General features: G+C 68.4%; 27 protein-coding genes. 8 read left to right on the top strand and 19 right to left on the bottom strand.

Features of this window, described 5'->3' with window-relative positions:
- Nucleotides 1-9 precede the first annotated feature (9 nt).
- The 5 genes from pdeM to J0F76_RS13205 are packed head-to-tail and all read right to left on the bottom strand — an operon-like array spanning nucleotide 10 to nucleotide 6,328.
- Complete coding sequence (gene pdeM / locus J0F76_RS13225) at nucleotides 10-684, bottom strand: ligase-associated DNA damage response endonuclease PdeM (RefSeq protein WP_207470135.1); 675 nt, start codon at nucleotides 682-684, stop codon at nucleotides 10-12.
- A complete protein-coding gene (locus J0F76_RS13220) occupies nucleotides 681-3,056 on the bottom strand; it encodes a ligase-associated DNA damage response DEXH box helicase (protein ID WP_207470130.1) in 2,376 nt (791 codons plus the stop codon). The genes pdeM and J0F76_RS13220 overlap by 4 nt, the downstream gene beginning before the upstream one ends.
- Nucleotides 3,053-4,603 carry a cisplatin damage response ATP-dependent DNA ligase gene (locus J0F76_RS13215; RefSeq protein WP_207470127.1) on the bottom strand — a complete coding sequence of 517 codons (1,551 nt, stop codon included), beginning with the start codon at nucleotides 4,601-4,603 and terminating at the stop codon, nucleotides 3,053-3,055. Before J0F76_RS13215 ends, J0F76_RS13220 begins: the two co-directional genes overlap by 4 nt.
- Nucleotides 4,600-5,592 (bottom strand): ligase-associated DNA damage response exonuclease, encoded by a 993-nt coding sequence (locus J0F76_RS13210; protein WP_207470126.1) that lies wholly within the window; start codon nucleotides 5,590-5,592, stop codon nucleotides 4,600-4,602. Before J0F76_RS13210 ends, J0F76_RS13215 begins: the two co-directional genes overlap by 4 nt.
- 31 nt (nucleotides 5,593-5,623) lie before the next feature.
- Nucleotides 5,624-6,328 carry a helix-turn-helix transcriptional regulator gene (locus tag J0F76_RS13205; protein ID WP_207470125.1) on the bottom strand — a complete coding sequence of 235 codons (705 nt, stop codon included), beginning with the start codon at nucleotides 6,326-6,328 and terminating at the stop codon, nucleotides 5,624-5,626.
- 64 nt (nucleotides 6,329-6,392) lie between these two features.
- Here J0F76_RS13205 and J0F76_RS13200 point away from each other — a divergent pair, with 64 nt between their 5' ends.
- Complete coding sequence (locus J0F76_RS13200) at nucleotides 6,393-6,959, top strand: glutathione S-transferase family protein (protein WP_207470124.1); 567 nt, start codon at nucleotides 6,393-6,395, stop codon at nucleotides 6,957-6,959.
- Here J0F76_RS13200 and J0F76_RS13195 read toward each other — a convergent pair.
- From J0F76_RS13195 to J0F76_RS13185, 3 genes are all read right to left on the bottom strand, one after another.
- On the bottom strand, nucleotides 6,956-7,849 hold the full coding sequence (locus J0F76_RS13195; RefSeq protein ID WP_207470123.1) for a DMT family transporter: 894 nt from the start codon (nucleotides 7,847-7,849) through the stop codon (nucleotides 6,956-6,958). The two genes, J0F76_RS13200 and J0F76_RS13195, sit on opposite strands and share 4 nt — an antisense overlap.
- A gap of 117 nt (nucleotides 7,850-7,966) precedes the next feature.
- Nucleotides 7,967-8,266: an HU family DNA-binding protein gene (locus tag J0F76_RS13190; protein WP_207102658.1), complete on the bottom strand. Its 300-nt coding sequence runs from the start codon at nucleotides 8,264-8,266 to the stop codon at nucleotides 7,967-7,969.
- Between the two features lie 150 nt (nucleotides 8,267-8,416).
- Nucleotides 8,417-9,901: an AMP nucleosidase gene (locus J0F76_RS13185; protein ID WP_207470122.1), complete on the bottom strand. Its 1,485-nt coding sequence runs from the start codon at nucleotides 9,899-9,901 to the stop codon at nucleotides 8,417-8,419.
- Nucleotides 9,902-9,995: 94 nt separating this feature from the next.
- Between J0F76_RS13185 and J0F76_RS13180 the strand changes: the two genes are divergently transcribed.
- Entirely contained in the window at nucleotides 9,996-10,907 is a 912-nt protein-coding gene (locus J0F76_RS13180; protein ID WP_242690191.1) for an SDR family oxidoreductase, read from the top strand.
- A complete protein-coding gene (locus J0F76_RS13175; protein ID WP_207470120.1) occupies nucleotides 10,904-12,124 on the top strand; it encodes a UbiH/UbiF/VisC/COQ6 family ubiquinone biosynthesis hydroxylase in 1,221 nt (406 codons plus the stop codon). The genes J0F76_RS13180 and J0F76_RS13175 overlap by 4 nt, the downstream gene beginning before the upstream one ends.
- A 61-nt stretch (nucleotides 12,125-12,185) precedes the next feature.
- On the opposite strand, the gene J0F76_RS13170 is transcribed toward J0F76_RS13175, so the two are convergent.
- Together J0F76_RS13170 and J0F76_RS13165 are read right to left on the bottom strand one after the other, a co-directional pair.
- The gene (locus tag J0F76_RS13170) at nucleotides 12,186-13,607 is read right to left on the bottom strand and encodes a UdgX family uracil-DNA binding protein (RefSeq protein WP_207470118.1); all 1,422 of its coding nucleotides are present in this window, start codon (nucleotides 13,605-13,607) and stop codon (nucleotides 12,186-12,188) included.
- Nucleotides 13,604-14,836: a putative DNA modification/repair radical SAM protein gene (locus J0F76_RS13165; RefSeq protein WP_207470115.1), complete on the bottom strand. Its 1,233-nt coding sequence runs from the start codon at nucleotides 14,834-14,836 to the stop codon at nucleotides 13,604-13,606. The genes J0F76_RS13170 and J0F76_RS13165 overlap by 4 nt, the downstream gene beginning before the upstream one ends.
- A 138-nt stretch (nucleotides 14,837-14,974) precedes the next feature.
- On the opposite strand from J0F76_RS13165, the gene J0F76_RS13160 reads away from it, so the two are divergent.
- The 3 genes from J0F76_RS13160 to J0F76_RS13150 all read left to right on the top strand — a co-directional run bounded on the left by J0F76_RS13160 (nucleotide 14,975) and on the right by J0F76_RS13150 (nucleotide 17,690).
- A complete protein-coding gene (locus tag J0F76_RS13160) occupies nucleotides 14,975-15,568 on the top strand; it encodes a LolA family protein (RefSeq protein ID WP_207470113.1) in 594 nt (197 codons plus the stop codon).
- A 115-nt stretch (nucleotides 15,569-15,683) separates the two neighbouring features.
- Entirely contained in the window at nucleotides 15,684-16,934 is a 1,251-nt protein-coding gene (locus J0F76_RS13155; protein WP_207470111.1) for an MFS transporter, read from the top strand.
- 66 nt (nucleotides 16,935-17,000) lie between these two features.
- Nucleotides 17,001-17,690 carry a 5'-nucleotidase, lipoprotein e(P4) family gene (locus tag J0F76_RS13150; RefSeq protein ID WP_207470109.1) on the top strand — a complete coding sequence of 230 codons (690 nt, stop codon included), beginning with the start codon at nucleotides 17,001-17,003 and terminating at the stop codon, nucleotides 17,688-17,690.
- 73 nt (nucleotides 17,691-17,763) lie between these two features.
- Here the strand turns inward: J0F76_RS13150 and J0F76_RS13145 are convergent, their stop codons facing one another.
- Genes J0F76_RS13145 through J0F76_RS13120 form a run of 6 tightly spaced genes read right to left on the bottom strand, consistent with a single transcriptional unit; the run spans nucleotide 17,764 to nucleotide 22,643 of the window.
- Nucleotides 17,764-18,357, bottom strand: coding sequence for a hypothetical protein (locus J0F76_RS13145; protein WP_207470107.1), 594 nt, complete (start codon nucleotides 18,355-18,357; stop codon nucleotides 17,764-17,766).
- Nucleotides 18,354-19,175, bottom strand: a complete 822-nt coding sequence (locus J0F76_RS13140) for an ABC transporter permease (protein ID WP_207470105.1) — start codon at nucleotides 19,173-19,175, stop codon at nucleotides 18,354-18,356. The genes J0F76_RS13145 and J0F76_RS13140 overlap by 4 nt, the downstream gene beginning before the upstream one ends.
- Complete coding sequence (locus J0F76_RS13135; protein ID WP_207470103.1) at nucleotides 19,172-19,897, bottom strand: ATP-binding cassette domain-containing protein; 726 nt, start codon at nucleotides 19,895-19,897, stop codon at nucleotides 19,172-19,174. The genes J0F76_RS13140 and J0F76_RS13135 overlap by 4 nt, the downstream gene beginning before the upstream one ends.
- An 8-nt stretch (nucleotides 19,898-19,905) precedes the next feature.
- Nucleotides 19,906-20,466, bottom strand: a complete 561-nt coding sequence (locus tag J0F76_RS13130; RefSeq protein ID WP_207470101.1) for a cupredoxin domain-containing protein — start codon at nucleotides 20,464-20,466, stop codon at nucleotides 19,906-19,908.
- A gap of 27 nt (nucleotides 20,467-20,493) precedes the next feature.
- Nucleotides 20,494-21,459: a YVTN family beta-propeller repeat protein gene (locus tag J0F76_RS13125; protein WP_207470099.1), complete on the bottom strand. Its 966-nt coding sequence runs from the start codon at nucleotides 21,457-21,459 to the stop codon at nucleotides 20,494-20,496.
- Between the two features lie 8 nt (nucleotides 21,460-21,467).
- The gene (locus J0F76_RS13120) at nucleotides 21,468-22,643 is read right to left on the bottom strand and encodes an ABC transporter substrate-binding protein (RefSeq protein WP_207470145.1); all 1,176 of its coding nucleotides are present in this window, start codon (nucleotides 22,641-22,643) and stop codon (nucleotides 21,468-21,470) included.
- A gap of 179 nt (nucleotides 22,644-22,822) precedes the next feature.
- Between J0F76_RS13120 and J0F76_RS13115 the strand changes: the two genes are divergently transcribed.
- Together J0F76_RS13115 and J0F76_RS13110 are read left to right on the top strand one after the other, a co-directional pair.
- Complete coding sequence (locus J0F76_RS13115) at nucleotides 22,823-23,377, top strand: SRPBCC family protein (RefSeq protein ID WP_207470144.1); 555 nt, start codon at nucleotides 22,823-22,825, stop codon at nucleotides 23,375-23,377.
- Nucleotides 23,374-24,306, top strand: a complete 933-nt coding sequence (locus J0F76_RS13110; protein ID WP_207470098.1) for a YncE family protein — start codon at nucleotides 23,374-23,376, stop codon at nucleotides 24,304-24,306. Before J0F76_RS13115 ends, J0F76_RS13110 begins: the two co-directional genes overlap by 4 nt.
- Here the strand turns inward: J0F76_RS13110 and J0F76_RS13105 are convergent.
- The 3 genes from J0F76_RS13105 to J0F76_RS13095 form a co-directional block, all read right to left on the bottom strand.
- Nucleotides 24,281-24,811, bottom strand: a complete 531-nt coding sequence (locus tag J0F76_RS13105; RefSeq protein ID WP_341351593.1) for a PQQ-dependent catabolism-associated CXXCW motif protein — start codon at nucleotides 24,809-24,811, stop codon at nucleotides 24,281-24,283. The two genes, J0F76_RS13110 and J0F76_RS13105, sit on opposite strands and share 26 nt — an antisense overlap.
- Nucleotides 24,808-25,623, bottom strand: a complete 816-nt coding sequence (locus tag J0F76_RS13100; protein WP_207470094.1) for a quinoprotein dehydrogenase-associated putative ABC transporter substrate-binding protein — start codon at nucleotides 25,621-25,623, stop codon at nucleotides 24,808-24,810. Before J0F76_RS13100 ends, J0F76_RS13105 begins: the two co-directional genes overlap by 4 nt.
- Nucleotides 25,624-26,220 (bottom strand): c-type cytochrome, methanol metabolism-related (locus J0F76_RS13095; protein ID WP_423227373.1); only part of this gene is annotated, 597 nt, incomplete at its 5' end. It abuts the gene before it with no gap.

Here is a 26,220-nt window from a genome sequence, read left to right as displayed (position 1 = left end):
CGGCCTTTTTCATGCGTGACGGCCGGACCTTCCGGCCTGCCTGACGGTGCCCACGGGCATGGGCAGGGCGCGGGTGCCGCAGGCAATCGCCAAGCCCTGCGGCACCAGGGCCGCCAGGGCCTGGCTGTCGATGGCCAGCCCGCCGGTATAGGCGCCGAAGGCCGGCAGGATCAGGTGGTCGCGCCCGACCAGAAAGCAGCGCCGCCTGTCCCCCGCCAACCGCACGCAGGGGTGGAAATGCCCGGAGACATCCGGCCCCTGCCCAGCCTGATGGCGCAGGACCAGCCCATCCGCCAGTTCATCCACAGTCTCGCCCGGCAGGCGCAGGCAGACGGGGGACGGGTCGTGGTTGCCGCTGACCCAGATCCAGCGCCGCCCCCAAGCCATGCCGCGCAGCCGGTCGCAAAGCATGTCGGACAGCGCCAGGGCTGCCGCGTCGTCGTCGAAGCCGTCGCCCAGGCTGATGACTGCGGCGGGATCGGTCGCAACGATTTCGGCCTCCAGCCGGTCCAGCGTCGCCAGCACCTCGTAGGGCGGCAACAGCGACCCGCCGCGCCGGGCCAGGCGCTCGGACTTGCCCAGGTGCAGGTCGGCCACCACCAGCCAGCGGCGTTCGGGCCAATACAGGGCGCCGGACGGCCGCGCCTGAAGCGCGTGGCCTGCGAAGGCGAAGGGATGGCTCACGTCAGGCCCGCCTCGGCCATCAGCGTGGCCGCCTCGGCCTCGGCCAGGCGTTCGCGGCCCTGACCGGTGATGGGCACGCGGCCGTATTCCAGCAGCAGGGGCGCGGCCAGCGGCGTCACGCGGTCCAGCATCCGGTGGTCGTGGCGGGGGTGTTGGTCCAGCATGTCCTCGATCCGGTCGAAATCGACAAGACCCCGCCGTGCCTCGGTCGCGGTGATCCGCAGCAGCAGGTGGTCAGGGTCGTAGCGGCGCAAGGTATCGTAAAGGATGTCGGTGGAAAAGGTGGCCTGCTTGCCCGACTTCCGCCCCCCCGGCATGTTGCGCTGGATCAGCCCGGATATGACCGCGACATTCTTGAAGGTCCACTTCATCACCGCGTTGCCCGCCAGCCAGTCGCCCAGACCCGCGCGCAGGGCGTCGCGGTCCAGCAGCGGCTCGGGATCGGTCACGGGGTCCAGCGACCAGATCCACAGGGCATAGTCGGTCGCCAGGAACCCTAGGGGGCCAAGACCCGCGTCCTCCATCGTCTTGGTCATCAGCAGGCCCAGCGTCTGCAACGCATGGCGCCCGGCAAAGCCATAAAGCGCGAAATGCCACTGCCCGCGATGGGGGAAACTTTCGCTCAGCAGCACGCCGGGCTGCGGCAGGGTGCTGACTCGGGCCTGCAAGGCCAGCCAGTCGGCGGTATCCGGCGGCAGTACGGAATGGCGCGACGGATCGCCGATCAGCGCCTGCACCCGATGCGACAGTTGCGTGGACGTGGCCAGCTTCAGCCCGGAATAGACGGCGATGCGCGGCTGGCGGGTCGGCTGCTTCGTCACCTCGACCACCAGTTCGCGCAGGCCCTCGTAACGCACGGTCTGTCCGCCGATCAGGAAGGTGTCGCCCTTGATCAGGGTGGCGGCGAAACCCTCCTCGACCTCGCCCAGCAGGTTGCCGCCGCGGCCGCGAAAGCGGACCTTCAGCATCTCGGCCTCGACGATGGTGCCGACGTTCATGCGCAGCTCGCGCACCGCGCGGGGGTCGCGCAGGCGCCACAGCCCGTCGCGCTCCATCAAGCGCTGCCAGCGGTCATAGGCGCGGAGCGCATAGCCGCCGGTCGCCGCGAACTCCAGGCAATCGTCGAACTGCGCGCGGGACAGGCTGCGATAGGGTCCGGCGGTCCGCACCTCGGCGAACAGGGCGCCTGCGTCGAAGGGACCGGCGCAGGCGGTCAGCAGGATATGCTGGCACAGCACGTCCAGCGGACCGGGGCCGCGCGGTTCTCCGTCCAGGTCGTGTTCGTAGACGGCCTCCAACGCGGCCACGCATTCGATCACCTCGAAGCGGTTGGCGGGCACGATCCGGGCCCGGGACGGGGCGTTGTAGCGGTGGTTCGCCCGCCCGATCCGCTGGACCAGCCGCTTGACGTTCTTGGGTGCGCCGATCTGGATCACCAGGTCTACCGAGCCCCAGTCGATGCCCAGATCCAGGCTGCCGGTCGCCACCACGGCGCGCAATTCGCCCGCCGCCATCGCGGCCTCGACCCTTTGGCGGGCGTCGCGGGCCAGGCTGCCGTGGTGCAGACCGATGGGCAGGTTGTCGTCGTTGGCCGCCCACAGTGCCTGGAAGAACAGTTCGGCCTGGGCGCGGGTGTTGATGAAGATGATGGTGGTGCGGGCCTGCTTGATCTCGGCCAGGACCTCGGGGATGGCGTAATGGCCTCCGCCGCCGGACCAGGGCGCGGGACGGGCGGTCGCCAGCATGGCGATGTCGGGATCGGGACCGGGATCGGCATGGATGATCGCCGCGCCGCCCATGAAGTCGGCCAAGGCCTGCGGGTCCTCCACGGTGGCGGACAGGCCGGTGGCGGTCAGGCCGGGGGCCAGCGTGCGCAGCCGCGCCAGGCCCAGCATCAACTGGTCGCCGCGCTTGTTTTCCGCAAGCGCGTGGAGTTCGTCCAGGACCACCCGCCGCAAGCTGCCGAAGATCTGCGGCGCCTGTTCATAGGACAGCATCAGCGCCAGCGATTCGGGCGTGGTCAGCAGGATCTGCGGCGGATCAACCCGTTGCCGCGCGCGCTGAGAGGTCCGCGTGTCGCCCGTTCGATCCTCGACCCGGATGGGCAAGTCCAGTTCCGCCACCGGCCGGGCGAGGTTGCGGGCGATGTCCGCCGTCAGCGCCTTGAGCGGCGAGACATACAGCGTGTGCAGCCCCTTGTGCCCGTCGCGCAGCGCCACCAGCGAGGGCAGGAACCCCGCCAGCGTCTTACCGCCGCCAGTCGGCGCGATCAGCAGGGTGTCGCCCTGAGCTTCCAGCAGGTCCAACTGATGCGGGTGCGGCTGCCAGCCCTTGCGGGCAAACCAGTCGGAAAACTCGGGCGGCAGGGTCACGGGATCATGGCCTTGAGGGTGGACAGGTGGTCGGCCTCGGCGATGGGCTTGTCCCAGCGGATGCGGCTGATCCGGGGAAAGCGCATGGCGACGCCCGCCTTGTGGCGGCCCGAGGCGTTCAGCCCCTCGAAGGCCACCTCCAGCACCAGCTTGGGCGCGACCGACCGGACGGGACCGAAGCGTTCGACCGTGTTGTTCCTTACGAAGCGGTCCAGTTCGCGCAACTCCTCGTCGGTGAAGCCGAAATAGGCCTTGCCGACCGGGACAAGTTGGTCCGCGTCCCACAGCCCGAAGGTAAAGTCGCTGTAGAAGCCCGACCGCTTGCCGTGCCCGCGCTGCGCGTAAAGCAGCACGGCATCGACCACATGGGGATCGCGCTTCCACTTGAACCATGGCCCGCGCGGGCGCCCGCCGACATAAGCGCTGTCGCGGCGCTTGATCATCACGCCCTCGATCACCGCGGCCGGGGGATCGGCGCGCAAGGCGGCCAAGTCGTCCCAGGTGGCGAAGTCCAGCAGAGGCGAGACATCGATGCGGTCGCTGCCGAAATCCGCGCCTTCCAGCACGGCACGACGGTCGGTCAGCGGCAGGTCGCGCAGGTCGCGCCCCTGCCAGATCATCAGGTCATAGACACGCAGGCTGGCCGGGTGGCTGTCCAGCATCCCCTTGCCCACCTGCTTGCGGCCAAGCCGTTTCTGCAGGTCGCCGAAGACCGCCACGTCCTCGCCCCGCCGAACCAGCAGCTCGCCGTCCACGGCGCCGTCGAAGTTCAGCGCCTCGATCACGTCGGGGAAGCTGCCCCCGATGTCCTCTCCGGTCCGGGAATACAGGCGCCGCACGCCGTCGTCGTTGATCGCCTGCACGCGGATGCCGTCCCATTTCCATTCGGCGATGTAGTCGGCGGGCTGAAAAGCCCCAAGCTGGTCCAGATCGACCGGGGTGGACAGCATCACCGGGCGGAACGGCGCGCGGGCGGCCTGTTCGGGGCGCGGCCCCCCCGCGATCCAGTCGAACAGCGGCTGATAAGGGGGCGTCAGCCCGTGCCAGATCTCCTCGATCTGGGCCACGTCGGGGGTGCCCATCTCGGCCAGCGCGATGCGGGCCATTCTGGCAGACAGGCCGATGCGCATGTTGCCGGTCGCCAGCTTCAGGAAGGCCAGCCGCTGCGATGGGCCAAGCCGGTCCAGCATCCCGGCAATCGCCATGGGTAGGCCGGACTTGCCGGTGTCGCGCAGCAGCGCGACCGCCTGGTGTAGCGGCACGTCCTCGTCCCGGTCGCTGTCCCACAGCAGGGCGATGGTCTCGGCCAGGTCGCCCACGAAGTCGTAGGACAGCGCGAAAAGCTGTTCATCCACGCGTTCGACCATCAGCCCGCGTAGCAGGCTGGGCGTGACGGTGCGCAGCTTCAGGTCGCCCGTCAGCGCGGCCAGGGCATAGCCGCGGTCGGGGTCGGGCGTCTGCTCCAGGTAGTGCCGCAGAAGGCGCAGCTTGGCGTTGCGCGCGGGGGTGAAGGCCAAGCGTTCCAGCAGGTTGGCGAAGGCCCTCATTCCGGCTCGTCCTCGTAGCCGACCAGCCGCAAGGGGCGGGCGGGGATGCCCTGCAACTCGCACCAGCGCATCAGGCCGTCCTCGGTCCCGTGGGTGATCCAGACCTCGGACGGGGCGAGTTCCGTGATGGTCCGCGTAACCTGCGGCCAGTCCACGTGGTCGCTGATGACCAGCGGCAGTTCCACGCCCCGCTGCCGCGCCCGCGCGCGCACCGCCATCCAGCCCGAGGCGAAGCCGATCACCGGATCGCGGAACCGCTGCACCCAGGCCGAGGCGAAGGCCGACGGTGGCGCGATCACCAGTTGCGCGTCCACCTGCTTGGCGGTGGCGGGCACAAGCGGGCCAAGATCGATCCCCTGTTCCACGTGGTAATCGCACAGTCGCTGCAACGCGCCATGGATGGCGATGGGACCGTCGATGCCCGCTTCGCGGGCCAGCATGATCAGCCGCTGCGCCTTGCCCAGGGCATAGGCGCCGATCAGGTGGGGGCGTTCGGGAAACTCGGCCATGCTGGCCAGAAGGCGAGTCATCTCGCCTGCCGGGTCAGGGTGCTTGAAGACAGGTAGGCCGAAGGTCGCCTCGGTCACGAAGATGTCGCAGGGGACGGGTTCGTAGGCCGCGCTGACGGGGTTCGGGTGGCGGCAGTAGTCGCCCGAGACGACGATCTTCGGGCCACGGTCGGGCTGCACGGCGATCTGCGCCGATCCCAGGATATGCCCCGCCGGATGGAAGCTGACGGTGGTGTCGCCCACGCGGACCGGCCCGTCGGCGGCCTGACGCTGGCCCGCGAAGTCCTCGCCATAGCGGATCGCCATGATTTCCAGCGTCTGGCGCGTCGCCATGACCGCGCCGTGACCGGACCGGGCGTGGTCGCCGTGGCCGTGGGTGATCAGCGCGCGGGGCACCGGGCGGACGGGGTCGATGTAGAAATCACCGGGAGGACAGTAGAGACCGGCCGGCGTCGGGTGCAGGATCTGATCGGCGCGCATGGAAACCAAGATGGTGAACATTCCATGAAAATCAACGCGGCGCGGCGGTGCCCCGTTCCCGGCGGCCCTGGGCATAGTCGCGGACCAGACCGACACGGCGCGGGCGGAAGCTGTCGCCGGTCAAGCTTGCCGTGGTGATGCGGTTGACGTGAAAGACGCGAAAATCCATCCGCAGCCGGCAATGCGCCAGCAGCATCAGCGACTGGTCGGAATAGGACAGGCCCAGGGGCCAGATCACCCGCCGCGTGCCGGCGCCGTTCAGGTCCACATAGTCGATCAGCAAGGCCCGTTCGTCCCAGCAGGCAGTTCGGATCAGTGCCAGATCGACGGTCGGCGCGGCGCGGGCCGGGGTCTGGATGAAACAGCGCATGATCGCGTGCAGGGCCTGCCGTGCCTGGCGTTCCGGCAGCGTCGCCACGATCCGCGCCAAGGCGTCGCGGCCCGCGCGGACCAGGGCCTCGTCGCCGATGCCCGCCAGGGATTCGACGGCCAGGCGCAGGGCCTCGATCTCGAGCCGGGAAAAGCTTTGCGGGGGAAGGGCCGGATCCTCGGTCAGGGTATAGCCGAGGCCCGCCTCGCCGTCGATCAGCGCCCCGCCTGCGCGCAGCGTGGCGATGTCGCGGTAAAGCTGGCGCGGCGACACGCCGGTTTCAACCGCCAGGCGGGCGGCGGTGACGGGCGCGGGCAGGCGGCGCAGCGCGTCCATCAGGCGCATCAGGCGGTCGGTCCGGGCCATGCTGTCACCTTCTGTCAGCTACCTTGCCTTATCCTGCCGCCAGGAAAACCAACGAGGCAAGTCCATGCTGACGCTTTACCACGCCCCCGAAAGCCGCTCGAACAGCATCGTCACGCTGATCGACCTGATGGGCATCCGCGACCACGTGGAAATCGCCGAGGTGACGATCTCCCGCCAGGATGGCAGCGGCGGGCCGGACCCCAGGAACCCCCACCCCGAGGGCAAGGTCCCCTATTTGGTCGACGGCGGCGATCATGTCCGCGAACGGGGCGCGATAATCGCTTGGCTGACCGACCGCTTTCCCGAAAGCGGGCTTGGGCGCCCGGTGGGCCATCCCCGGCGCGGTGCCTATCTGTCATGGCTGTTCTACTACCAGGGCGTGATCGAGCCTGTGGCCCTGCTCCACTACCTCAAGATCGACCACCCGGCCCTGCAGGCGACGTTTCGCGACTATGGCACGATGATGGCGCGGATCGAGGAGGCCCTGGCCGACGGCCCCTTCCTGCTGGGACAGGAGTTTTCGGCGGCCGACCTGCTCTGCGCCTCGCCCTTCATCTTCTTCGCCGACGGGATGCCGGTGACGCCCGCGGTGAAGGCCTGGGTGGATCGCTGCGCCGAACGGATGTCCTAGGGCGCCGTGCGGACCACGGGGACGGGCGCCTTGGACAGTTGCACGGCCAGGATGCCCGCCATGATGATGCCGACGCCGATCACGTCGCCCATGGCCAGTTCTTCCCCCAGCAGGGCCGCGCCGGTGGCCACCCCGAAGAAGGGCGTCAGGAAATGGAAGGTCGCGGCCCGGACGGCGCCGATCCGGCCGACCAGCCTGAACCAGACCCAGGTGGCCACCAGCCCCGGCACGATCACGGTGTAAAGAAAGGCCCAGACCAGCCGGGAATGCAGGGTGACCTGCCAATCCTCGACCAGGGGCGCGATGATCCACAGGGTGGCAGACCCGACCAGCATCTGCAATCCGACGATCATCATCACGTTGCCCCCCGAACTCGCGCCGCGCACCGTCAGGGTGGCGACCGCCAGCGCCAGGGCGGCCGCAAAGCACATGAGGATGCCCACCGGGTCGCTGCCGCCCCCTTGCAGCCGCGCGCCCATGATGATGGCGACACCGGTCAGCCCCAGGGCCAGCCCCGCGACGCCCAGCGGCCGCAGCCGCTCGCCCATCAGGCCCCATCCGAGGGTCGCCACGATCAGCGGCATGGTGGCCGCGATGATCGAGGCCAGCCCCGCCTCGATCCACTGCATCGCCACCCAGTTGAGGCCCAGGTACAGCGCGTTCTGGCACAGCCCCAGGATGACCACCGCCCGCCATTGCGCGCGCGTCAGGGTCCGCCAGGTCTCGCCCATCAGCAGCGCGATGACCACGCCGGCCACACCCGACAGCAGAAAGCGCAGAGCCAGCGCGAACAGCGGCGGCACCTCGGTCACGATCATCCGGGTCGAGGTGAAGGCCGAGGCCCACATCACCGCGAAGAACACCCCCATGCCGATTGCGCGAATGTCCATGCGAAGGCTCCCTTGCAGATGATGCAGAAGGGCTAGCAGAGCGGCGGGAATGCAGAAAGGGCAAAAGAAAAGGCCGCGCCAGATGGCGCGGCCCGTTATCCGTAGTGATCGGGGCGATCAGCTGTTGACGCTGTCCTTCAGCGACTTGGCGACCGTCACCTTGACCTGCTTGTCGGCGGGCTTGGTCATCATTTCCTGGGTCTGCGGGTTGCGGACCTGACGTTCGGGACGGGCGCGGCAGGCGATCTTGCCGATGCCCGGAATCGTGACCGAGCCGCCGGCGGCGACTTCACGGGCAACGACAGCGGCGATCGCGTCCAGAGCGGCCGTGGCCGATTTCTTGTCCGAACCCATTTCCTCGGCCAGCGTGGCGACCAGCTGGGTCTTGGTCATCGGTTTAGCGGAAGGCGTAGCCATCAATCTGTCTCCTCTTGCCCGGTTCTGCAGGGCCCACGAATAGCGCCTTTTGCGGCATATCGCCTGCTACACACCGTTTTTCCCAACAGTTCAAGCCTTTTTCGCGGTTTCCTGAGAAAGCAGGCACCGCTTGGCCCAGTTGACGCAGGGTCACAGGAAGGCCGTCTCGTTGAAGGACCGCAACTTGCGCGAATGGATACGCTCCAGCGGCATCTCGCGCAGCTTTTCCATGGCGCGGATGCCGATCAGCAGGTGGTTGGCGACCTGCGTGCGGTAGAAATCCGTGGCCATGCCCGGCAGCTTCAATTCGCCGTGCAGCGGCTTGTCGCTGACACACAGAAGCGTGCCGTAGGGCACCCGGAACCGGAAGCCGTTGGCGGCGATGGTGGCGCTTTCCATGTCCAGCGCCACGGCGCGCGACAGGGACAGGCGATGGACCGGGCCGGACTGGTCGCGCAGTTCCCAGTTGCGGTTGTCGATGGTGGCGACCGTGCCGGTGCGCATGATGCGCTTCAGCTCGTAGCCTTCAAGCCGCGTGACCTCGGCCACGGCTTCCTGCAGGGCCACCTGCACCTCGGCCAGGGGCGGGATCGGCACCCAGACGGGCAGGTCGTCGTCCAGGACGTGGTCCTCGCGCAGGTAGGCGTGCGCCAGGACGAAATCGCCCAGGGACTGGCTGTTGCGCAGCCCCGCGCAATGGCCAACCATCAGCCAGGCATGGGGCCGCAGCACGGCGATGTGGTCGGTGGCGGTCTTGGCGTTCGACGGGCCCACGCCGATGTTGACCAGCGTGATCCCCTGCCCGTTCGCCCGCTTGAGGTGATAGGTCGGCATCTGCGGCAGCTTGGCCAGGGTGGCCAGGGGCGCATCCGGGTCCGAGATTTCCTGGTTTCCCGGCGCCACGAAGCTGTCATAGCCCCCGTCGGGATCGGCCAGGACACGGCGGGCGAAGGCCTCGAACTCGTCCACGTAGAACTGGTAGTTGGTGAACAGCACGAAATTCTGGAAATGGCCGGCCGCCGTGGCGGTGTAATGCTGCAGCCGCGCCAGCGAATAGTCGATCCGCTGCGCCGTGAACCCCGCCAGGTGCAGCGACCCGTCGGGCATCGGACCGGCCACGCCATTCACGATGTCGTCGTTCATCGTGTTCAGGTCCGGCACGTCAAAGACATCGCGCAGGCTGAAATCCAGCACCCCTTCCTGCGGCACGGCCAGGTCGCTTTGGGCGGCGACGGCAAAGTGGACGGGCATGGGCGTATCGCTGACGCCCACCGTGACGGGCACGCCGTGGTTGCGGATCAGCAGGCCGATCTGCTCGGTCAGGTAGTTCTGGAACAGGTCCGGCCGGGTGACGGTCGCGGAATAGCTGCCGGGCGCCACCACATGACCGAAGGACAGGCGCGAATCCACCTTCGGATGGGTCGGCACGGTCAGCCGCAGCTCGGGGTAGAAGGCGCGGTAGCGGGCGACGGGCTTGCTGCCCTCCAGCGCCCGGGTGAAGCGGTCCAGCAGGAAGTCGGTCGCCTGCCCGTAAAGACGCTGAAGATGCGCGACGGCGGCGGCGGCATCGGTGAATTGCTGGCGGCCGGGGGCGTCGGGCGTCTCGACCGGCAGATAGCGGGAATCCGTGTCCATTCTTCTTGTCCTTGCTTTCCCCCCGACCCTGCCAGCGCAACGGAGCGCAGGCAAGCGTCTGGCGTCCGCCACCGCGCGCCGTTACGCTGGCGTCATGAGAATGCTTGTTTTCGGTCACGGCTATTCCGCCGCCTTCCTGACGCCCTTGCTGCGCGCGCGGGGCTGGCAGGTCACGGGCACCACCCGAAGCGATCCGGACCGGGTCGCGGCGGCTGGTGCCGCCCCCCTTGTCTGGCCGGGCGAGGAGGAGCGCCTGCGCGCGGAAATAGCGGCGGCCGATGCGATCCTGGTCGGGGCGGCGCCCGGCCCGCAGGGCGATCCGGTGCTGGCGGCGTTCCGCGACGACCTGGCGAAGTCGCGGCTGCGCTGGCTGGGATATCTCTCGACGACGGGCGTGTATGGCGACCGGAACGGCGGCTGGGTGGACGAGAACAGCGCCCTGGACGCGGCTACCCCACGCGGTCAGGCCCGCATCCGGGCCGAGGAGGACTGGCGTGCGCTGGCGGACCGGGCCGGGTTGCCGCTGCACATCTTCCGGCTGGCCGGGATCTATGGTCCGGGCCGGGGTCCGTTCCAGAAGATCCGGGGCGGAACCGCCCGGCGGATCATCAAGGCTGGCCAGGTGTTTTCCCGCATTCACGCCGCCGACATCGCCCAGGTGCTGCTGGCCTCTCTCGACCGTCCTGCACCCGGCACCGCCTACAACGTCTGCGACGACGATCCCGCCCCGCCCCAGGACGTGCTGGCCCACGCGGCAGAGCTTCTGGGCCTGCCGCCCCCGCCCGAAGTGGCGTTCGAGGATGCCGCCATGACGCCGATGGCGCGGTCCTTCTATGCCGACAGCAAGCGCGTCTCGAACCGGCGCATCAAGGAGGATCTGGGGGTCCGGCTGCGCTATCCCGATTATCGCAGCGGACTGGCGGCGACCCTGCGGGCCGAGACCACGGCGGGGGGCGCTTCGCCGCATGGACTTCCGCCCGCCCCCGTGCATGATCGCGCGCCATGACTGATGTGGATATCCTGATTGCCGGGGGCGGGCTGAACGGCCCGGTGCTGGCGCTTGCCCTGGCAGGCGCGGGCCTGCGCGTGGCCGTGGTCGATCCGCGCCCGGCCGATGCGCGGGCAGGCGACAATTTCGACGGGCGCGCCTATGCGCTGGCGGTGGCCTCGCAGCGGCTGTTCAAGGCGCTGGGGCTGTGGGCGGGACTGGCGGGCGACAGCCAGCCGATCCGGCAGGTCAAGGCCTCGCAGGGCCATCCGGGCGATGGCGCGGCGCCCTTCTTCCTGCATTTCGACAGCGCCGAGATCGAGGAAGGCCCGGTCGGCTACATGCTGGAGGATCGGTTCCTGTATCGCGCCCTGCTGGCCGCGATGGGGGACCGGGTGCAGCATCTGTCGGGCGTGTCGGTGGTGGACCAGCGGATCGCGGCAGGCGGGGTCGAGGCCGTTCTGTCCGATGGGCGCCCCCTGCGCGCCCGGCTGCTGGTGGGCGCCGACGGGCGCGGATCGGGCGTGGCGGCGCGGGCGGGCATCCGGCGGCGGGGCTGGGATTACGGTCAGACGGCGCTTGTCGCCGCCATCGCGCATGAGCGTCCGCACCATGGCATCGCGCAGCAGTATTTCATGGAAACAGGTCCGCTGGCGATCCTGCCGCTGCCCGGCAACCGCAGCAGCGTGGTCTGGTCGGAAACCCACGACAACGCCCGCGCCATCGCCGCCCTGCCGGACGAGGCCTTCCTGGACGTGCTGCGCCCGCGCTTCGGCGATTACCTGGGCGAGATTTCCCTGGCGGGCGCGCGCTTCACCTATCCGCTGAGCCTGTCTCTGGCCGACCGCTATGTCGCCGACCGCGTGGCCCTGGTAGGGGACGCCGCGCACGGGGTCCATCCGATTGCGGGTCAGGGGCTGAACCTGGGGTTGCGCGACGTCGCTGCCTTGGCCGAGATTCTGGTCGATGCCGCGCGCCGGGGCGAGGACATCGGGTCCGACCTGGTACTGGACCGCTATCAGGGCTGGCGGCGGTTCGACGCGACATCCCTGGCGCTTGGCATGGACGGGGTGAACCGGCTGTTCGCCAGCAGCAATCCTGTGCTGACGGTGGCTCGGGGGATCGGCATGGGGGTGGTCAGCGCGGTGCCGGCGCTGCGGCGCGGCTTCATGCGGCAGGCGGCGGGGCTGTCGGTCGATCCGATGCCAAGGTTGCTGACGGGGCAACCGTTGTAGGGGGCTTTGCCCCCGTCCGCCAAGGCGGACTCCCCCAGGATATTTGGGCAAAGGAGAAAGATCAGGCCGCCATCAACCGGGCGGCTTCCGACAGGTCGGCGGCGAACTGTTCGCGTGCCGCCGCCGCCGGGGCGGGATCAAGGCGCAGGATCAGGCTGGGGTGCCAGGTGATCAGCACCGGCCCGCCATCGAGCGTCGTTTCCAGCTTGCCGCGCCGGGGCGTCAAGGGGGACCGGTTGCCGGTCAGCGAAAAGGCCGCCGTTGCGCCAAGCGCCACGGTCAGGCGCGGCGCGATCATCCGGCGCTCGATGTCCAGCCACCACTTGCAATGGCGGATCTCGCCCGCCGCCGGGTTCTGGTGGATGCGGCGCTTGCCGCGCGGGGTGAACTTGAAGTGCTTCACCGCATTGGTCATCCAGGCCTGCGCGGGATCGAGGCCCGCCTGGTCCATGGTCTGGCGCAGAAGCTGCCCGGCAGGCCCGACGAAGGGGCGACCCTGCAGATCCTCGTGGTCGCCCGGCGCCTCGCCCACGATCATCAGGGCGGCGGCGGGATCGCCCTCGCCCCAGACGGTCTGGGTGGCGGCGTGGCAGAGGTCGCAGCGGGTGCAGCGCAGGGCTTGTTCGCGTGCCGCCTCCAAGGTTTCGGGCGGGGTGTCGTCGGGGATCTGGCGGATGCGGGCCGTCACGCGGGCGGCGAAGGCGGCCGCGTCGGTGGCACCGGCGTCGCGCATGGCCTGGACGCGGCGGGGGGCGTCGGCCAGCATTTCGGGAATCAGCGCGGTCTCGGGCAGGTTCTTCCAGTACTTGCGCGGCATCTCGGACCGCATGGCGTCGGTCTTGATGCGGGCCGGGTTGAAGATGTTGGCGAAATAGGTGTGCCACAGCGCGTGGCTGGCATCGGCCGGAAAGTCCGGGCGGGACGCGGGAGGCGCATAGGTGATGGCGCCGTCAAAGCGGGCGATGCCTTCGGGCGTGGCGATCAGCCAGTCCATGTCGGCGAAGCGGCGGGCGAAGAAGGGGGTCGCGGCCTCCAGGATCAGGTGTTCCGGCTCGAACCAGGCGCCGAAGCTGCGGCGCGGACCGTCGCCAGGCAGTTCATGGAAACGCACGAAGGCGTGCATCTTGTGGATGTCGCGGCGCACCGACTTCGCCATGCGCGACAGGCGGTCGGTCAGCGGGTCGGCGGGGTTCGTGATGAAACCCCGGTTATCTTGGAGGCGGATCAACGCCGTATAAAGCAGCGCCCAGCGTTCGGGATCGGAGTGGCTGGCGACGGTCTGCGCGAGGCTCAGGAAGTCCTTGGTCGCCGCCACCGGATGGGGGCCGGGCGGCGGGACGGGGTCGGCGCCGAACAGTTCGGGCGGCGTGCCGTCATCGGCCCATGTGACCTGAGCCGGGTCGATGCGGCCCGTGGCAAGCTGCCGGGCCGCGTCGCGCCATGCGCCGAAACCCCCGAAACGCGGCAGGTCGATGCGGATCATAGCAGTTGCAACTGTTCGGGCTTGGGCGCGAAACGCGCGCGCAGGGACGCGCTGTCGGTCAGCGCGCCGGGATGCCAGTCGGGCAGCGTCACGAAAGGCTGCGCCTTGGACATGATCGCCCCCATGCGCAGCAGGTCGGCGTATCGCACCGGCCCGTTGCGGCGCGCGGCCAGGATGCGCGTCACCGTCTTGGTGCCAAAACCGGGAACGCGCAGCAGCATCTCGCGCGACGCGCGCGCCACATCGACCGGGAACTGCGCCCGGTTCGCCAGGGCCCAGGACAGCTTGGGGTCGATCGCCAGATCCAGGAAGCCGGATGGGTGGGCCGCGCCGATTTCGTCCGCCTCGAAGCCGTAGAAGCGCATCAGCCAGTCGGCCTGGTAGAGACGGTGTTCCCGCATCAGGGGCGGCTTGATCAGCGGCAGGGCGGCGGAACTGTCGGGGATGGGACTGAAGGCGGAATAATAGACCCGCTTCAGGTCATAGCCGGAATACAGGTTGGCCGAGGTCTTCAGGATGTCCCGGTCGGTCGCCGCATCGGCGCCGATGATCATCTGCGTGGACTGCCCGGCGGGCGCAAAGCGCGGCGGGCGCTTGCCGGTCAGGGTCTTCTCCTTCGCCGCCTCTCGCGACAGGCGGACATCGGCCATGGCGGCGCGGATCGTCTCGGGCCGCTTCTCGGGCGCCAGTTCGCGGATGCTGGCATCCTGCGGCAGCTCGATGTTGACCGACAGGCGGTCGGCGAAGAGCCCGGCCTGCGCCACCAGGTCGGGCGAGGCGTCGGGAATGGTCTTGAGGTGGATGTAGCCCTTGAAGCCGTGGTCCACCCGCAGCATCCGCGCGATGCGCACCATCTGGGACATCGTCTCGTCCGGGCTGCGGATGATGCCGGAGGACAGGAACAGCCCCTCGATCATGTTGCGGCGGTAGAATTCCAGCGTCAGCGACACGACCTCCTCGGGCGTGAAGCGGGCGCGTTCGACGTTGCTGCTGACGCGGTTGATGCAATAGGCGCAATCGAAGATGCAGAAGTTCGTCATCAGGATCTTCAGCAGGCTGATGCAGCGTCCGTCGGGCGTGTAGGCGTGGCAGATGCCCATGCCTTCGGTCGACCCGATGCCGCCCGCCCGCGAATCGCGCCGGGTCGTCCCGCTGGACGCGCAGGAGGCGTCGTATTTCGCCGCGTCCGACAGGATCGCAAGCTTCTGCTGGAGGGTTCGCACTGCCATGGCGGGAATATATGTTCCCGCTGTGTTCCGTTCAACCGCGCCCACGCAGGAACCCTCACGATGCTGCGAGCGTTCGCCGCCCGTGCCATCCGCCAGACGTGATGTGCATCCGGCATCAGGAAGGATATGATCGGCGCCATGAACCTCAGATCACTCGCCCTCGCGCCCGCCCTTGTTCTCGGCCTTGCCTTTCCGGCCCTGGCCGAGCGGATTCCGCTGAACGAACTGTCGCGTTATCTCAACGCCCTCAAGACGGCCACGTCCGAGTTCACGCAGGTCAATCCCGACGGGTCGATCTCGACGGGGACGGTGTATATCCAGCGGCCGGGCCGCGTCCGGTTCGAATACAACAACGACAACACGCTCGTCATGGCCTCGGGCGGGAACGTGGCGGTGTTCGACCCCAAGTCCAGCGGGCCGCAGCAATACCCCCTGTCGCAGACGCCCTTGTCGATCATCCTGGACGCCAACGTGAACCTGGGGCGCGCGAACATGGTAACGGCGCATACCGAATCGAAGAACGCCACCGTCGTGACCGCGCAGGACCCGCAGAACCCGCAATACGGCAACATCCAGATGGTCTTCACCGGCGGGCCGACGCAGTTGCGCCAATGGGTCGTGACCGACGACAGCGGCCAGAAGACCACCGTGATCCTGGGCGAGATGCGCGAGGGCGGGTCGATCCCGGCGTCCAAGTTCTCGATCAACAACGAGCTGGCGCGGCGCAACTGATCGGTTCAGGCGATCCCATCACGACGGTTGATGGATTGCATCACGCTGCCGGGGCTTGATCTTGCGGGCGGACGGGTTCAACGCTTGTGCGACCTTTCGTCGCGCAGGTTCAGCCATGTCCGCCCATTCCCGTCTGTTCACGCCCATCCTGATCGGCGGATCGCTGATCCTGCTGATCAACTTCGCCCTGCGGGCCAGCTTCGGCGTGTTCCAGATCCCCATCGCCGCGGATTTCGGCTGGCCTCGGGCCGAATTCTCGCTGGCCATCGCCATCCAGAACTTGGCCTGGGGGATCGGGCAGCCGATCTTCGGCGCGCTTGCCGAACGCATGGGCGACCGCCTGGCCATCATCCTGGGCGCGATCCTGTATTCGGCGGGGCTGATCCTGACGGCCTTCGCGACCACCCCCGCGACCATGCAACTGCTGGAGGTGATGGTCGGCTTCGGCATCGCGGGCACGGGCTTCGGGGTGATCCTGGCCATCGTGGGCCGCGCCGCCAGCGACGAGAACCGCAGCCTGGCCCTGGGCATCGCCACCGCCGCCGGCTCGGCCGGACAGGTCTTCGGCGCCCCCTTGGCCGAGATCCTGCTGGGCCTTTACGCCTGGCAGACGGTGTTCATGATCTTCGGCGTGATGGTGCTGTCGTGCCTGCTGTTCCTGCCGATGCTGGGCACGGGCCAGCCCGCCAGCCGCCACGAGCTTGAGGAAAGCCTGGGCAGCGTCCTGAAGCGCGCCTTCCGCGACCCGTCCTATCTGATGATCTTCGCGGGCTTCTTTTCCTGCGGCTACCAGCTTGGCTTCATCACCGCCCATTTCCCGGCCATGGTGACCGAGATGTGCGGCCCGATCAGTCCCATGGGCACGCTGGCATCCATCGGGATCACCACGACCTCGGCCCTGGGGGCGGCGGCGATCAGCCTGATCGGGTTGGCCAACATCGTGGGGTCGATCTATTCGGGCTGGCTGGGCAAGCGCTATACCAAGAAATACCTGCTGGCGGGCATCTATACCCTGCGCACCATCGCCGCCGCCGCCTTCATCCTGCTGCCGATCACGCCCGCCAGCGTCATCGTGTTCTCGCTGGTGATGGGGGCGCTGTGGCTGGCCACCGTGCCGCTGACCTCGGGCCTGGTCGCGCATATCTATGGGCTGCGCTACATGGGGACGCTGTACGGCTTCGTGTTCCTGTCCCACCAGATCGGGTCCTTTCTGGGCGTCTGGCTGGGGGGCAGCCTTTACGATGCCTATGGCGACTACACGCTGGTCTGGTGGGTCGGCGTGGGCGTCGGCGCCTTCAGTGCGCTGATCCACCTGCCGGTGCGCGAGGCCCCTGCCCGCCTGCCCGCGGCAACCGCGGCGGTTTGAGGGGGCGGTTTGACGGGACCGGGCCATGGCCCTAGGGTCCTGTCCCGCACCGACAGGATTCGCCGAATGACAAGCCCGCCCCGCCACCACCCCTCGGAACGCGCCATCGCGATCCGCTATCAACAGCTTTCGGCCGAGGTGAAGGCCCTGCAGCGGCAATGCTATGCCCTTGCCACGCTGCGCCTGAAGGCGGCGGTCGAGGCGAACGGCACCGGCAAGGGCCTGGCCGTGGTCAGCGACATCGACGAGACGATCCTGGACAACACCCCGGTCATGGCCCATGCCATGACCTTGGGCGAGCATCTGGACGGGTTCGAGACCTGGAAGCTGTGGGAACGCGAAGGCTCGCCACATCTGCTGCCCGGCGCCGCCGAGTTCTTCCGGCTGGCCGACGATCTGGGCGTGACGATCTTCTATGTCTCGGACCGGTTCGAGGAAAACAAGCTGGCGACGATCGCCACCCTGTCGCGGCTGGGCCTGCCGCAGGTCCGCGCCGAACAGGTGCTGCTGTTCGGCCCGCCCAAGGCGGAACGCCGCGCCGCCGTCGAACGTGACCACCGCATCGTCCTGCAACTGGGCGACACGCTGCATGACTTCCACGGCTGCTTCGCGGGCGTCACGCTGGACGAGCAGCACAAGCTGGCCAAGGATCACGGCCACCGCTTCGGCGAGGACTGGATCGTCTTCCCGAACGCCGCCCACGGGACGTGGATGGAAGCGGAATTGCGGCCCTGGGACGCGCCGGGCGACACCTGACCGCACGCCGGATGGGGCAGGCAGCCTTGGTGGAGATCGCAACGCGTGGCGATGGGCGTCGCCAGTCGGCGCCTCAATCCCCCAGATGCCCCGCGATTGCCCGGCCCAGCGCGAAGGCCCGCTGTTCCAGGATCACCGGGGTTTCGCAGACATAGGTCAGCGACTGCTGGCGTTCGGTGAAGATGCGCTGGTCCCAGTCCAGCGCCTCCTCGGCAGCGTCGATGGCGTCGAAGTCGGGATCGACGGCCGCCTCCAGTTCGGCCATCTGGGCGCGGCGCTCCTCGATCCGACGGGCCAGGTCGACCTGGCTGCGGCCATAGCGGGCGATCCCGTCGATCAGGGCCGACCGGTCGGGTTCGATCTTGCCCATGATCGCGACCATCAGCGCGGTGAGGCGCGCATCGTCGGCTTGGGCGGCGAAATCCGCGATGGCGGCCTCGGCCTCCTCCAGCGGCAGGCGGCGCTGTTCCAGCCGCGCTGCCAGTTGGTCGATCTGCGGGTCGCGCGCCAGATCCGCCACCCGGTCGTCCGGCATCGGCCCGGTCCAGACCTGACCCAATGACAGATGCGGCTGCTTGCGCTGGATGCAGGGCCAGTCGGGGTCGCTTCCGGTGGCGGACCACGCGGGCCCGGCCGCGATCATCAAGACGAATGCGATGCGTTTCATCCCCTCTCCTTCCTTCGCCCCCAAAGGCCCTTGGCGGGATCATACATGAAGACGGCCCCGCCGAAGAAGACCGCAAGACAGCCCGCGACCACGGCCAGGGCCAGCCCGTTCCATTCCAGATACAGCGCGAAGCGGATCAGTTCGACCGCATAGGTGAACGGGTTCGCCGCGCAGATGTCGTGCAGCAAGGGCGAACTTTCGTTCATCCGCCACAACGGATACAGCGCCGAGGACGCGAAGAACATCGGGAAGATCACGAAGTTCATCACGCCCGCGAAGTTCTCCAACTGCCGGATGGCCGAGGACAGGAACAGCCCCAGCGCCCCCAGCATCAGCCCCGACAGGACCAGCGCGGGGAACACCGCGACATAGCCCCAGGCGGGCGGGCGGATGTCCCAGAACCAGGCGATCGCCAGGAAGGTATAGGCCTGGATGATCGACACGATCACCCCCGCCATCAGCTTGGACCCCAGCAGGAACCAGCGCGGAAAGGGGCTGACCAGCAGCGTGCGCATGGCGCCGGTCTCGCGGTCATAGACCATCGACAGCGACGACTGCATCCCGTTGAACAGCTGGATCATCGCGACAAGGCCGGGGGTCACGTAGACCTCGTAGAGGACATAGGTCTGGTAGGGCGGCGTGATCGACAGGCCCAGCACGGCGCGGAAACCGGCGGCGAAGATGAACAGCCAGACCAGCGGGCGCACCAAGGCCGCCAGGAAGCGCCCGCGCTGCTGGACGAAGCGCAGCGTTTCGCGCCAGGCGATGCCGCGGAAGGCGGTGGTCCAGGCGGACGGGGGGAAGCGGCGTTCGGTCATGCGGCGGCCCCGGTCAGGGACAGGAAGGTCCGGGTCAGCCCGGAAGGCCCCGCGATGGCTGCCGCCTTGCCCGCCTGCAGCACCCGGCCCTTGTGCAGGATCACAAGGTCGTCGTCGGGCTGGATTTCATCCAGGATATGCGTGGCCCACAGCGCCGAGACACCCTCGGCCGCGATCAGGCGGCGGGTCAGGGCCAGGACCTCGGCCCGGGACTTCACGTCCAGGCCGACCGTCGCCTCGTCCAGCAGCAGCAGGTCGGGGCGGTGGATCAGGGCGCGGGCGATTTCGGCGCGCCGCTGCTGGCCGCCGGACAGGGCCGACACGCGGTCGCCCGCCCGGCTTTCCAAGTCCACCTGCGCCAGAACCCGTTCGATCCGGTCCCGCGCCTGCTTGCGCCCGATGCCGTGCAGCGCCGCGTGATAGGCCAGGTTCTGCGCCACCGTCAGGTCGGCGTCCAAGGCGCGGCTTTGGAACACCACCCCCAGTCGCGCCATGGCCTGCGCAGGCTGGCGGCGCAGATCAAAGCCCGCGACCTCGATGCTGCCCGACACGTTGCCGTAAAGCCGCGTCACCAGAGAGAACAGCGTGGTCTTGCCCGCGCCGTTCACGCCCAGAAGCGCGGTGAAGCTGCCGCGCGGCACACGCAGCGATACGTCCGACAGCGCCTGAACGGCTCCGAAGCGGTGCGACAGGCCGGTGATCCGAAGCGCATCTGTTGTCACGTCGGCCCTTACTGGATGTTGAACACGGCCTGCTGCGTTTCGCCGGACGAGCCGGGCACCGACAGTGTATAGCGCCCGGGCGTCACGGCAACGAAGCTGATGACCGCGGTGCCCGCGTTGTCGAATTCGATGCTGTGGACACCCATGGGGCGGATCTCGATGTCGTTGATGACGATCTCGTTGATCCAGATGGCGCGGAAGAAGTCGCCGCCCGACAGCGCCAGTTCCTGGCTGCCGTCCGCGTTGATCGCGATGCGGTAGAAGCCGCCCGACTTCAGCGTATAGGCCCCGCCCGCGACCGGCTGCCCGGATGCCAGCGTCAGCGGCGCCAGATCCGTGCGGTTGTCACGCGCCATGATGCCGGAAAAGCCGTAGTCGAACTTGCCCTTCGCGTCATAGGTCGTGGCGGCGTCCCCCGCTTCTTCCTCTTCCTCGTCTTCTTCGCCCTCGTCCTCCTCGGCGGCGGTTGCGGTGGCCTCGGCCGCCGGTTCCTCGGTTGCGGCCTCCTGCGCGGACACCGGGGCGGCAAGCCCTGCCAGGATCATCAGGATGGTCAGCAGACGGGTCATGTTTACTCTCCTTGAAAATGGATGCCGTCAGTTCGGCGCGACGACGACGCCCCAGGGCTGCTGGCCCACGGGGACGGATTTCACGACCTCCTCGGCGGCCACGTCGATGACCGACACGTCGTTGGAATTGCCGTTGGTGGTGAACAGGTATTTCTCGTCCGGGGTGAAGGCCATCTGCCAGACCCGCTGGCCGACCAGAAGGTAGTCCTTGACCTCGTCCGTTTCGCCATCGATCACGGCCACCCGGTTCGACGGCCCAAGCGCCACGAAGACCTTGCTGCCGTCATTCGTCACGCGGACGCCGACGGGCTGGATCGCCTCGGGCAGGACACCCGGCACCTCGAAGGTGATCTTCTTGGTGATCTCCTGCGTCGCCGGGTCGATCACGCTGACCGTGCCGCCGATCTCGGCGCTGACATACAGCTTCGTGCCGTCGTGGTTGTATTCGGCGAAACGGGGGCGGCTGTCCACCAGGACGTTGGCGACGATCTCGAACGTCTCGGTGTCGATGAAATGCGCCATGTTGGTGGTCTCGGAGGTGTTGATGACGATCTTGCCATCGGGGCTGACGCCCATGCCCTCGGGCTCCACCCCCACTGGGATTTCCGCTAGGACCTGCTTGGTCTTCACGTCCACCACGGTGACAAGGTTGTCGTCCTCGTTCGCGACATACAGCGGGTTGCCCGAAGGATGCAGCACGAACAGCTCGGGGTCGGGGCCGGACGGAAGGGTGTGCAGTTCCTCCATCGTCTCGGGGTCGAAGACGCGGACCAGGTTGTCGTTGGACGCGCAGACGTAAAGCTCGGACCCGTCGGGGGCGATGGTGATGCCGCGCGGGCGGTTGCCGACCGGATAGGTGCCGATCACCTCCAGCGTCTCGCTGTCGAGGACAGTGACGTCGTTGCCCTTTTCGTTGCTGACGAAGACGCGGTTGGCCAGCGCGGGCTGGGCCAGCAGGACAAGGGCCGGGGCCAGGACCAGAAGCGGTTTCATGGAACCTCTCAAAATGAACATTCGGTTTCGGGGCGGTCGATGCCCAGGGTATCCAGCGCGCTGGTCTGGTGCAGGTACTGGTCCTGCGGGCTGACCGAGGTGGTCAGCACCCCCGTGGTCAGCAGGATCGGCTGGCGGACCTGGTGGTCCCAGTCCCGCACCGTCAGCTTCTGGCCCTTGAAGCCCGCCACGTCGAACTGATCGGACAGGATGAATTCGCGCAGTTCCGCCGGATCGGCGGACTGGGTCCGCGTCGCGGCCTCGCCCACGATGCGCAGGGCCAGCCAGGCCTGATAGTCTTCCTCGCGGATGGGACGGTTGGCCAGCTTCTCGAAGCGGTTCTGGTATTGCATCCCGCCCCAGGCCTCCATCGCGGGATGCCAGCTGCGCGGGACCAGCCCGGCGGAACCGGCCACGGGGCGCGGGTCCCAGGTCAGGTAGGGCAGGTACGGTGCGAAGATGTCGCTTTCGTCGGCGGCGACCAGGATGTCGTAGTCCGGCGCGCGCTGGGTGAAGACCGGCATCTGCGCCTGAACCTGCACATGGCCGGAATCGGTCGCGCGGGCGCCGCCGGTATCGGCGAACACGCGCTCCTCGACGATGGTGGCGCCGAACTTCGCGGCCGCGCGGCGCCAGGCGGCGGCCAGGTTCTCATCCTCGGGGTGGCTGCCCTTGACCAGCAGCCATTCGGGCCAGTTCTTCCACATCAGGAACTGCGCCAGGGCATCGGCCAGCATGGCGTGGCTGGGCGCGACATGGATGGTGTTGGCGCGGCAGTCGGCCCCGCGCAAGGCGTCGCCCCGTGCGCGGGCGTTCAGCAGCATGGCCCGCTCGCCCACCTGGTCGGCCAGGGCCAGGGTGGTCGCGTCATCGGCCAGGACCACGACGAACTGGGTGCCGCCCTCCAGGATCTTGTCCATTTCGGCTGCGGCGGTTTCGGGCGTGGCGGTGATCTCGACCGTCTCGAAATCCTGGCCCATGAAGCGGCCGGTGGTGTCGTTGTCCTGGGTCGCAAGGCGCGCGCCGGCAAAGCCCAGATCCTCGGGCGGCAGATCCAGCCGGGAAATCGGCGGCAGGCCCGGGCTGTCCACGCGCAGCACGGCCGCCCGGATTTGCTGCGCCCCGGGCTGCGCTTCGGCCATGACCGGCCCGGCCAGTGCGGCGGCACCAGCCAAAAGTCCCATGATTCCCTTGAACATTTTGCGTCTCCCTGCCGGCATGTTGGGTCGTGAAGGGCCTAGCGGCAAGACGGTTTTATTTCCCGTATCCGCCGGGAAGATTTGGATACGTCTTAGGTCTTATGGACGGGGACCGTTTGCGGGGGGCATGGTCGGGATGCACTTGCGAAGGGACTGAACAGATGATGCACAGGATGCTGGGCTTGGCCGTCGCCGCGACGCTGGCCTTGGCCGCGGGGGCCGAGGCGCATGGACCGGCGCGGCTGAAGACCGAACAGACGGTCTTGCTGGACGCCACCCCCGACGAGGTCTGGCAGGTCATCGGCCAGTTCGACGACATGAGCTGGCACCCGGCCGTCGCCGGCACCGAAATGACGCCCGAAGGCGCGCCCGCCGATGTCCCCGAGGAATCGACGCGCGTCCTGCATCTGAAGGCCGACAGCGGCGATCCCACCATCACCGAGAAGCTGATGTCGATCGACCCGGACAAGCGGCAATACAAGTACATGATCACCGATGTCGCGGTCGAGGTTCTGCCGGTGACGAACTATTCCTCGACGCTCCAGGTCAAGGACAAGGACGGCCGCGCCGAGGTCACGTGGAAGGCCGGCTTCTATCGCGGCTATCCGAACAACGATCCGCCCGCCGAATTGAACGACGATGCCGCGATGGCGGCGGTGAACGGCGTCTATCAGGCGGGGCTCGACGCCTTGGCCGAACGCTTCGGCAAGGCCGAGTGAGGCTTGCCGCGCTGGCCCTGACGCTGCTGGCATCCCCCGCATGGGCGGGGGATCTGGCCTTCGTGACCAGCCAGAATGCCGGAACCGTCACGCTGGTCGACACCGCGACGGGCGCGGTGCTGGCCCAGACGCCGATCGCGGGAAAGCCGGCGCCGGTGGCCTATGATCCTGCCGCGGGCCGCGCCTATGTGATCGCGGCGGAAACCGGGCGGCTTCATGTCCTGGACGAGGCTGGCGGCATCAAGGCCAGCCGCGCCCTGGGCGAAGGCGCCTTCGGGCTGGCGGCCTCGCCACAGGGCGGGCTGTTCGTGACCGACTGGTTCGGGGCACGGCTGCTGTATCTCGACCGGGATCTGGAACAGGCCTGGGCCGTGCCGACCGGCGCGGCGCCTGCCGGGGTCGCGGTCAGCGATGACGGCGCATGGGTCGCCACGGCGGATCGGGACGACGACGCGATCAGCATCTTCGACGCCGCGACCGGCAGGCTGCTGCACAGGGTCAGGACGGCGGGGGCGCATCCCTTCGGCATCACCTTTCACGACGGGCGCTTCTGGACGGCGGATGTTCAGGGCGACACGGTATCGGTGATCGACCCCGCAACGGGCCGGCTGGCGGGCAGCGTTCCGACCGGCAGCCATCCCTATGCCGTGGCCTTCGCAGGGGGGCGCGGCTTTGTCACCAACCAATATGCGGGCACGCTGACGGTCTTCGATCCCGCCACGCTGGCCGTCCTGGCCGAGGTTCCCATCGGCGACTATCCCGAAGGCATCAGCGCCCTGCCCGGCGGCAAGGCCCTCGCGGTCGCCAACTGGGATTCGGACAGCCTGGCCATCATCGACGCCGAAAGCCTGGACATCACCGCCGAGATCGCCATGCCCCCGGGCCCCCGCGCCTTCGGGCAGTTCACGGGGCGGCAGGTGTCGCCTTGACCAGGGGGGCGCCGCCCGCGGCCAGCCAGCCATCGATCCCGCCGGGAAACCAGTGGATTCCGGTATAGCCAAGCGCCACGGCCCGGCGCGCGGCGTTCCAGCTCATCCAGCAATCGCTGCGGCAGAAGACGACAAGCGGCGCGGCCGGATCGCCCTTCGTCACCTCGGCCAGTCCCCTTTCCAGCCGGGCCTGTTCGGCGGGGGCGAGGTTTTCCCATCCGGTATCCCACAGCCAGATCGCGCCGGGGATGGTCTCGTGGGCCGGCTCGCGCCAGACGGTGCCCTCGGGCAGGCCCTCGGGGCGGAGCTTCCGGGGCAGGACATCCACGAAGGGCACGCCCTCGGCGCGCAGTTGCAACGCCTGCGCCGCGTCGATGACCGTCGCGCCCTGCAGCGTCGCGGGCACCGGGGCGCGGTAAGGTTCGCCCCGATAAGCGTCGGGTTCAGGCACCTGGGCTGCGGCCGGTCCCGCCAACAGAAAGGCCAGCAGGACCGCGCGGATCACTGGATCAGCTCCTTGCCATAGTCGTCCACCAGCGGCACGCCCGCATCCCGCAGGATGGCGTTGATGTCCTCCTGGTGGCGGCGGATCAGGCTGTTGAGTTCCCGCTTCCATTCCTGTTCCGGCAGCCGCACCCCCATGGTGATGCGGTAGAACATCTTGGGCCCCGTCGTTTCCTTCAGAAGCGGCGTGAACTGCAGGTCCGGATCGTCCTTGACGCGCGGCCCGGCCAGCGGCCCCCACAGCACGGCCGCTTCCAGCGTGCCGTCCCTGACGCCGCCGATCAGCTCTCCCACCGGGTCCTCGACCCGGCGGTCCACGAACAGGTCGACGCCGCGCATGTCCTTGGCCAGCCCCGCGCGCGCCATGATCGTGGCAGGGGGCGTGCCCGCCACGACGCCGATGGGGTGATCCTTCAGCGCCGGATCGGACAGGTGATCCACCCCCGCCAGGGCACCGTCCCTGCGCGTCACGATCCCGTAGACCGAGGTGTAGTAGTGGTTGGTGTTCTGCACCAGCTCGTCGCCCTGGGCATAGCCCATCACGACATCGCATTTCCCCTCGCGCAGGGTCTTGGCGATGAAGCCCATGCCCGAGGGAAACCAGGTATAGGTCACCGGCACGCCCAGCCATTCGCCGAAGGCCTGGGCCAGCCTGTTTTCAAAACCCGATCCGTCGCGGACCGACATGGGCGCATTGGCCGGATCGGCGCAGACGCGGAACTGCGTGGTCGAGCGCAGATCGGCCACCTGGGCCACCGCGGGCAAGGCGCCCGCCAGGGCCAGGATCAGCGCCGGTCCCCAAAGCCCGCGCATCTACATCGACATGCAGGATTCTTCCTGCGCCTTGTATTCGTCAGTCTTCTCGCCGCGTTCGGCCGGACGGCCGCGGCCGATCTCTCCGGTCCCGTGGGCCAGCAGATAGACATAGATGTCGTCGATATAGCACCAGACGTTCTTGTTCGTCCCGAAGGCCGGCATGACCGAGTTTGTGCCCTGCCGCCCCGAGGCCACGACCTCCTGGAATTCATAATAGTCCATCCGCAGCACCGAGTTCTTCAGCGCCGGCGCATAGGTCGAGCCCTCGCCGTCCGGGCCATGGCAGACATGGCATTCGGCGTGATAGCGGCGGAAACCGTTGAAGGTCGCGAAATCGACGGCCTTGCCGTCGATCTTGAAGGTCGGAATGCCCTCGGCATTGTACCAGCGGCCGTTTTCCTGCGTGGCGGGGGTGATGTCCATGCCGTTGGGAAGGGTGGTCTGGCCTTCAGCCATCTCGACGGGCGCATCGCTTCCGCCGGTCGCCCCCCCGGGTGCCGCTGCCGCCCCTTCGGCGGCAGGCGCATTGCCGGACGCGGCCGCCGCCGCACCGGCACCCGCCGCGGCGGGTGCGGGGGTCGTCGTCTCCTGCGC

This window comes from Paracoccus fontiphilus (genome assembly GCF_017356265.1).
GTDB lineage: Bacteria > Pseudomonadota > Alphaproteobacteria > Rhodobacterales > Rhodobacteraceae > Paracoccus > Paracoccus fontiphilus.
The sequence above is the reverse complement of the archived record's forward strand: the minus strand, read 5'-3'. Positions and strand labels throughout refer to the sequence as shown.

What these genes read in the sequence shown, in the direction of transcription:
- J0F76_RS13100 (WP_207470094.1), bottom strand. Translation starts at nt 25,623, where the DNA reads ATGCGCGGGCTTTGGGGACCGGCGCTGATCCTGGCCCTGGCGGGCGCC.
- J0F76_RS13190 (WP_207102658.1), bottom strand. Translation starts at nt 8,266, where the DNA reads ATGGCTACGCCTTCCGCTAAACCGATGACCAAGACCCAGCTGGTCGCC.
- J0F76_RS13140 (WP_207470105.1), bottom strand. Translation starts at nt 19,175, where the DNA reads ATGACCGAACGCCGCTTCCCCCCGTCCGCCTGGACCACCGCCTTCCGC.
- J0F76_RS13170 (WP_207470118.1), bottom strand. Translation starts at nt 13,607, where the DNA reads ATGATCCGCATCGACCTGCCGCGTTTCGGGGGTTTCGGCGCATGGCGC.
- J0F76_RS13125 (WP_207470099.1), bottom strand. Translation starts at nt 21,459, where the DNA reads ATGAAACCGCTTCTGGTCCTGGCCCCGGCCCTTGTCCTGCTGGCCCAG.
- J0F76_RS13175 (WP_207470120.1), top strand. Translation starts at nt 10,904, where the DNA reads ATGACTGATGTGGATATCCTGATTGCCGGGGGCGGGCTGAACGGCCCG.
- J0F76_RS13165 (WP_207470115.1), bottom strand. Translation starts at nt 14,836, where the DNA reads ATGGCAGTGCGAACCCTCCAGCAGAAGCTTGCGATCCTGTCGGACGCG.
- J0F76_RS13195 (WP_207470123.1), bottom strand. Translation starts at nt 7,849, where the DNA reads ATGGACATTCGCGCAATCGGCATGGGGGTGTTCTTCGCGGTGATGTGG.
- J0F76_RS13160 (WP_207470113.1), top strand. Translation starts at nt 14,975, where the DNA reads ATGAACCTCAGATCACTCGCCCTCGCGCCCGCCCTTGTTCTCGGCCTT.
- J0F76_RS13120 (WP_207470145.1), bottom strand. Translation starts at nt 22,643, where the DNA reads ATGGGACTTTTGGCTGGTGCCGCCGCACTGGCCGGGCCGGTCATGGCC.
- J0F76_RS13200 (WP_207470124.1), top strand. Translation starts at nt 6,393, where the DNA reads ATGCTGACGCTTTACCACGCCCCCGAAAGCCGCTCGAACAGCATCGTC.
- J0F76_RS13185 (WP_207470122.1), bottom strand. Translation starts at nt 9,901, where the DNA reads ATGGACACGGATTCCCGCTATCTGCCGGTCGAGACGCCCGACGCCCCC.
- J0F76_RS13145 (WP_207470107.1), bottom strand. Translation starts at nt 18,357, where the DNA reads ATGAAACGCATCGCATTCGTCTTGATGATCGCGGCCGGGCCCGCGTGG.
- J0F76_RS13155 (WP_207470111.1), top strand. Translation starts at nt 15,684, where the DNA reads ATGTCCGCCCATTCCCGTCTGTTCACGCCCATCCTGATCGGCGGATCG.
- J0F76_RS13205 (WP_207470125.1), bottom strand. Translation starts at nt 6,328, where the DNA reads ATGGCCCGGACCGACCGCCTGATGCGCCTGATGGACGCGCTGCGCCGC.
- J0F76_RS13130 (WP_207470101.1), bottom strand. Translation starts at nt 20,466, where the DNA reads ATGACCCGTCTGCTGACCATCCTGATGATCCTGGCAGGGCTTGCCGCC.
- J0F76_RS13180 (WP_242690191.1), top strand. Translation starts at nt 9,996, where the DNA reads ATGAGAATGCTTGTTTTCGGTCACGGCTATTCCGCCGCCTTCCTGACG.
- J0F76_RS13150 (WP_207470109.1), top strand. Translation starts at nt 17,001, where the DNA reads ATGACAAGCCCGCCCCGCCACCACCCCTCGGAACGCGCCATCGCGATC.
- J0F76_RS13210 (WP_207470126.1), bottom strand. Translation starts at nt 5,592, where the DNA reads ATGCGCGCCGATCAGATCCTGCACCCGACGCCGGCCGGTCTCTACTGT.
- J0F76_RS13115 (WP_207470144.1), top strand. Translation starts at nt 22,823, where the DNA reads ATGCACAGGATGCTGGGCTTGGCCGTCGCCGCGACGCTGGCCTTGGCC.
- J0F76_RS13215 (WP_207470127.1), bottom strand. Translation starts at nt 4,603, where the DNA reads ATGAGGGCCTTCGCCAACCTGCTGGAACGCTTGGCCTTCACCCCCGCG.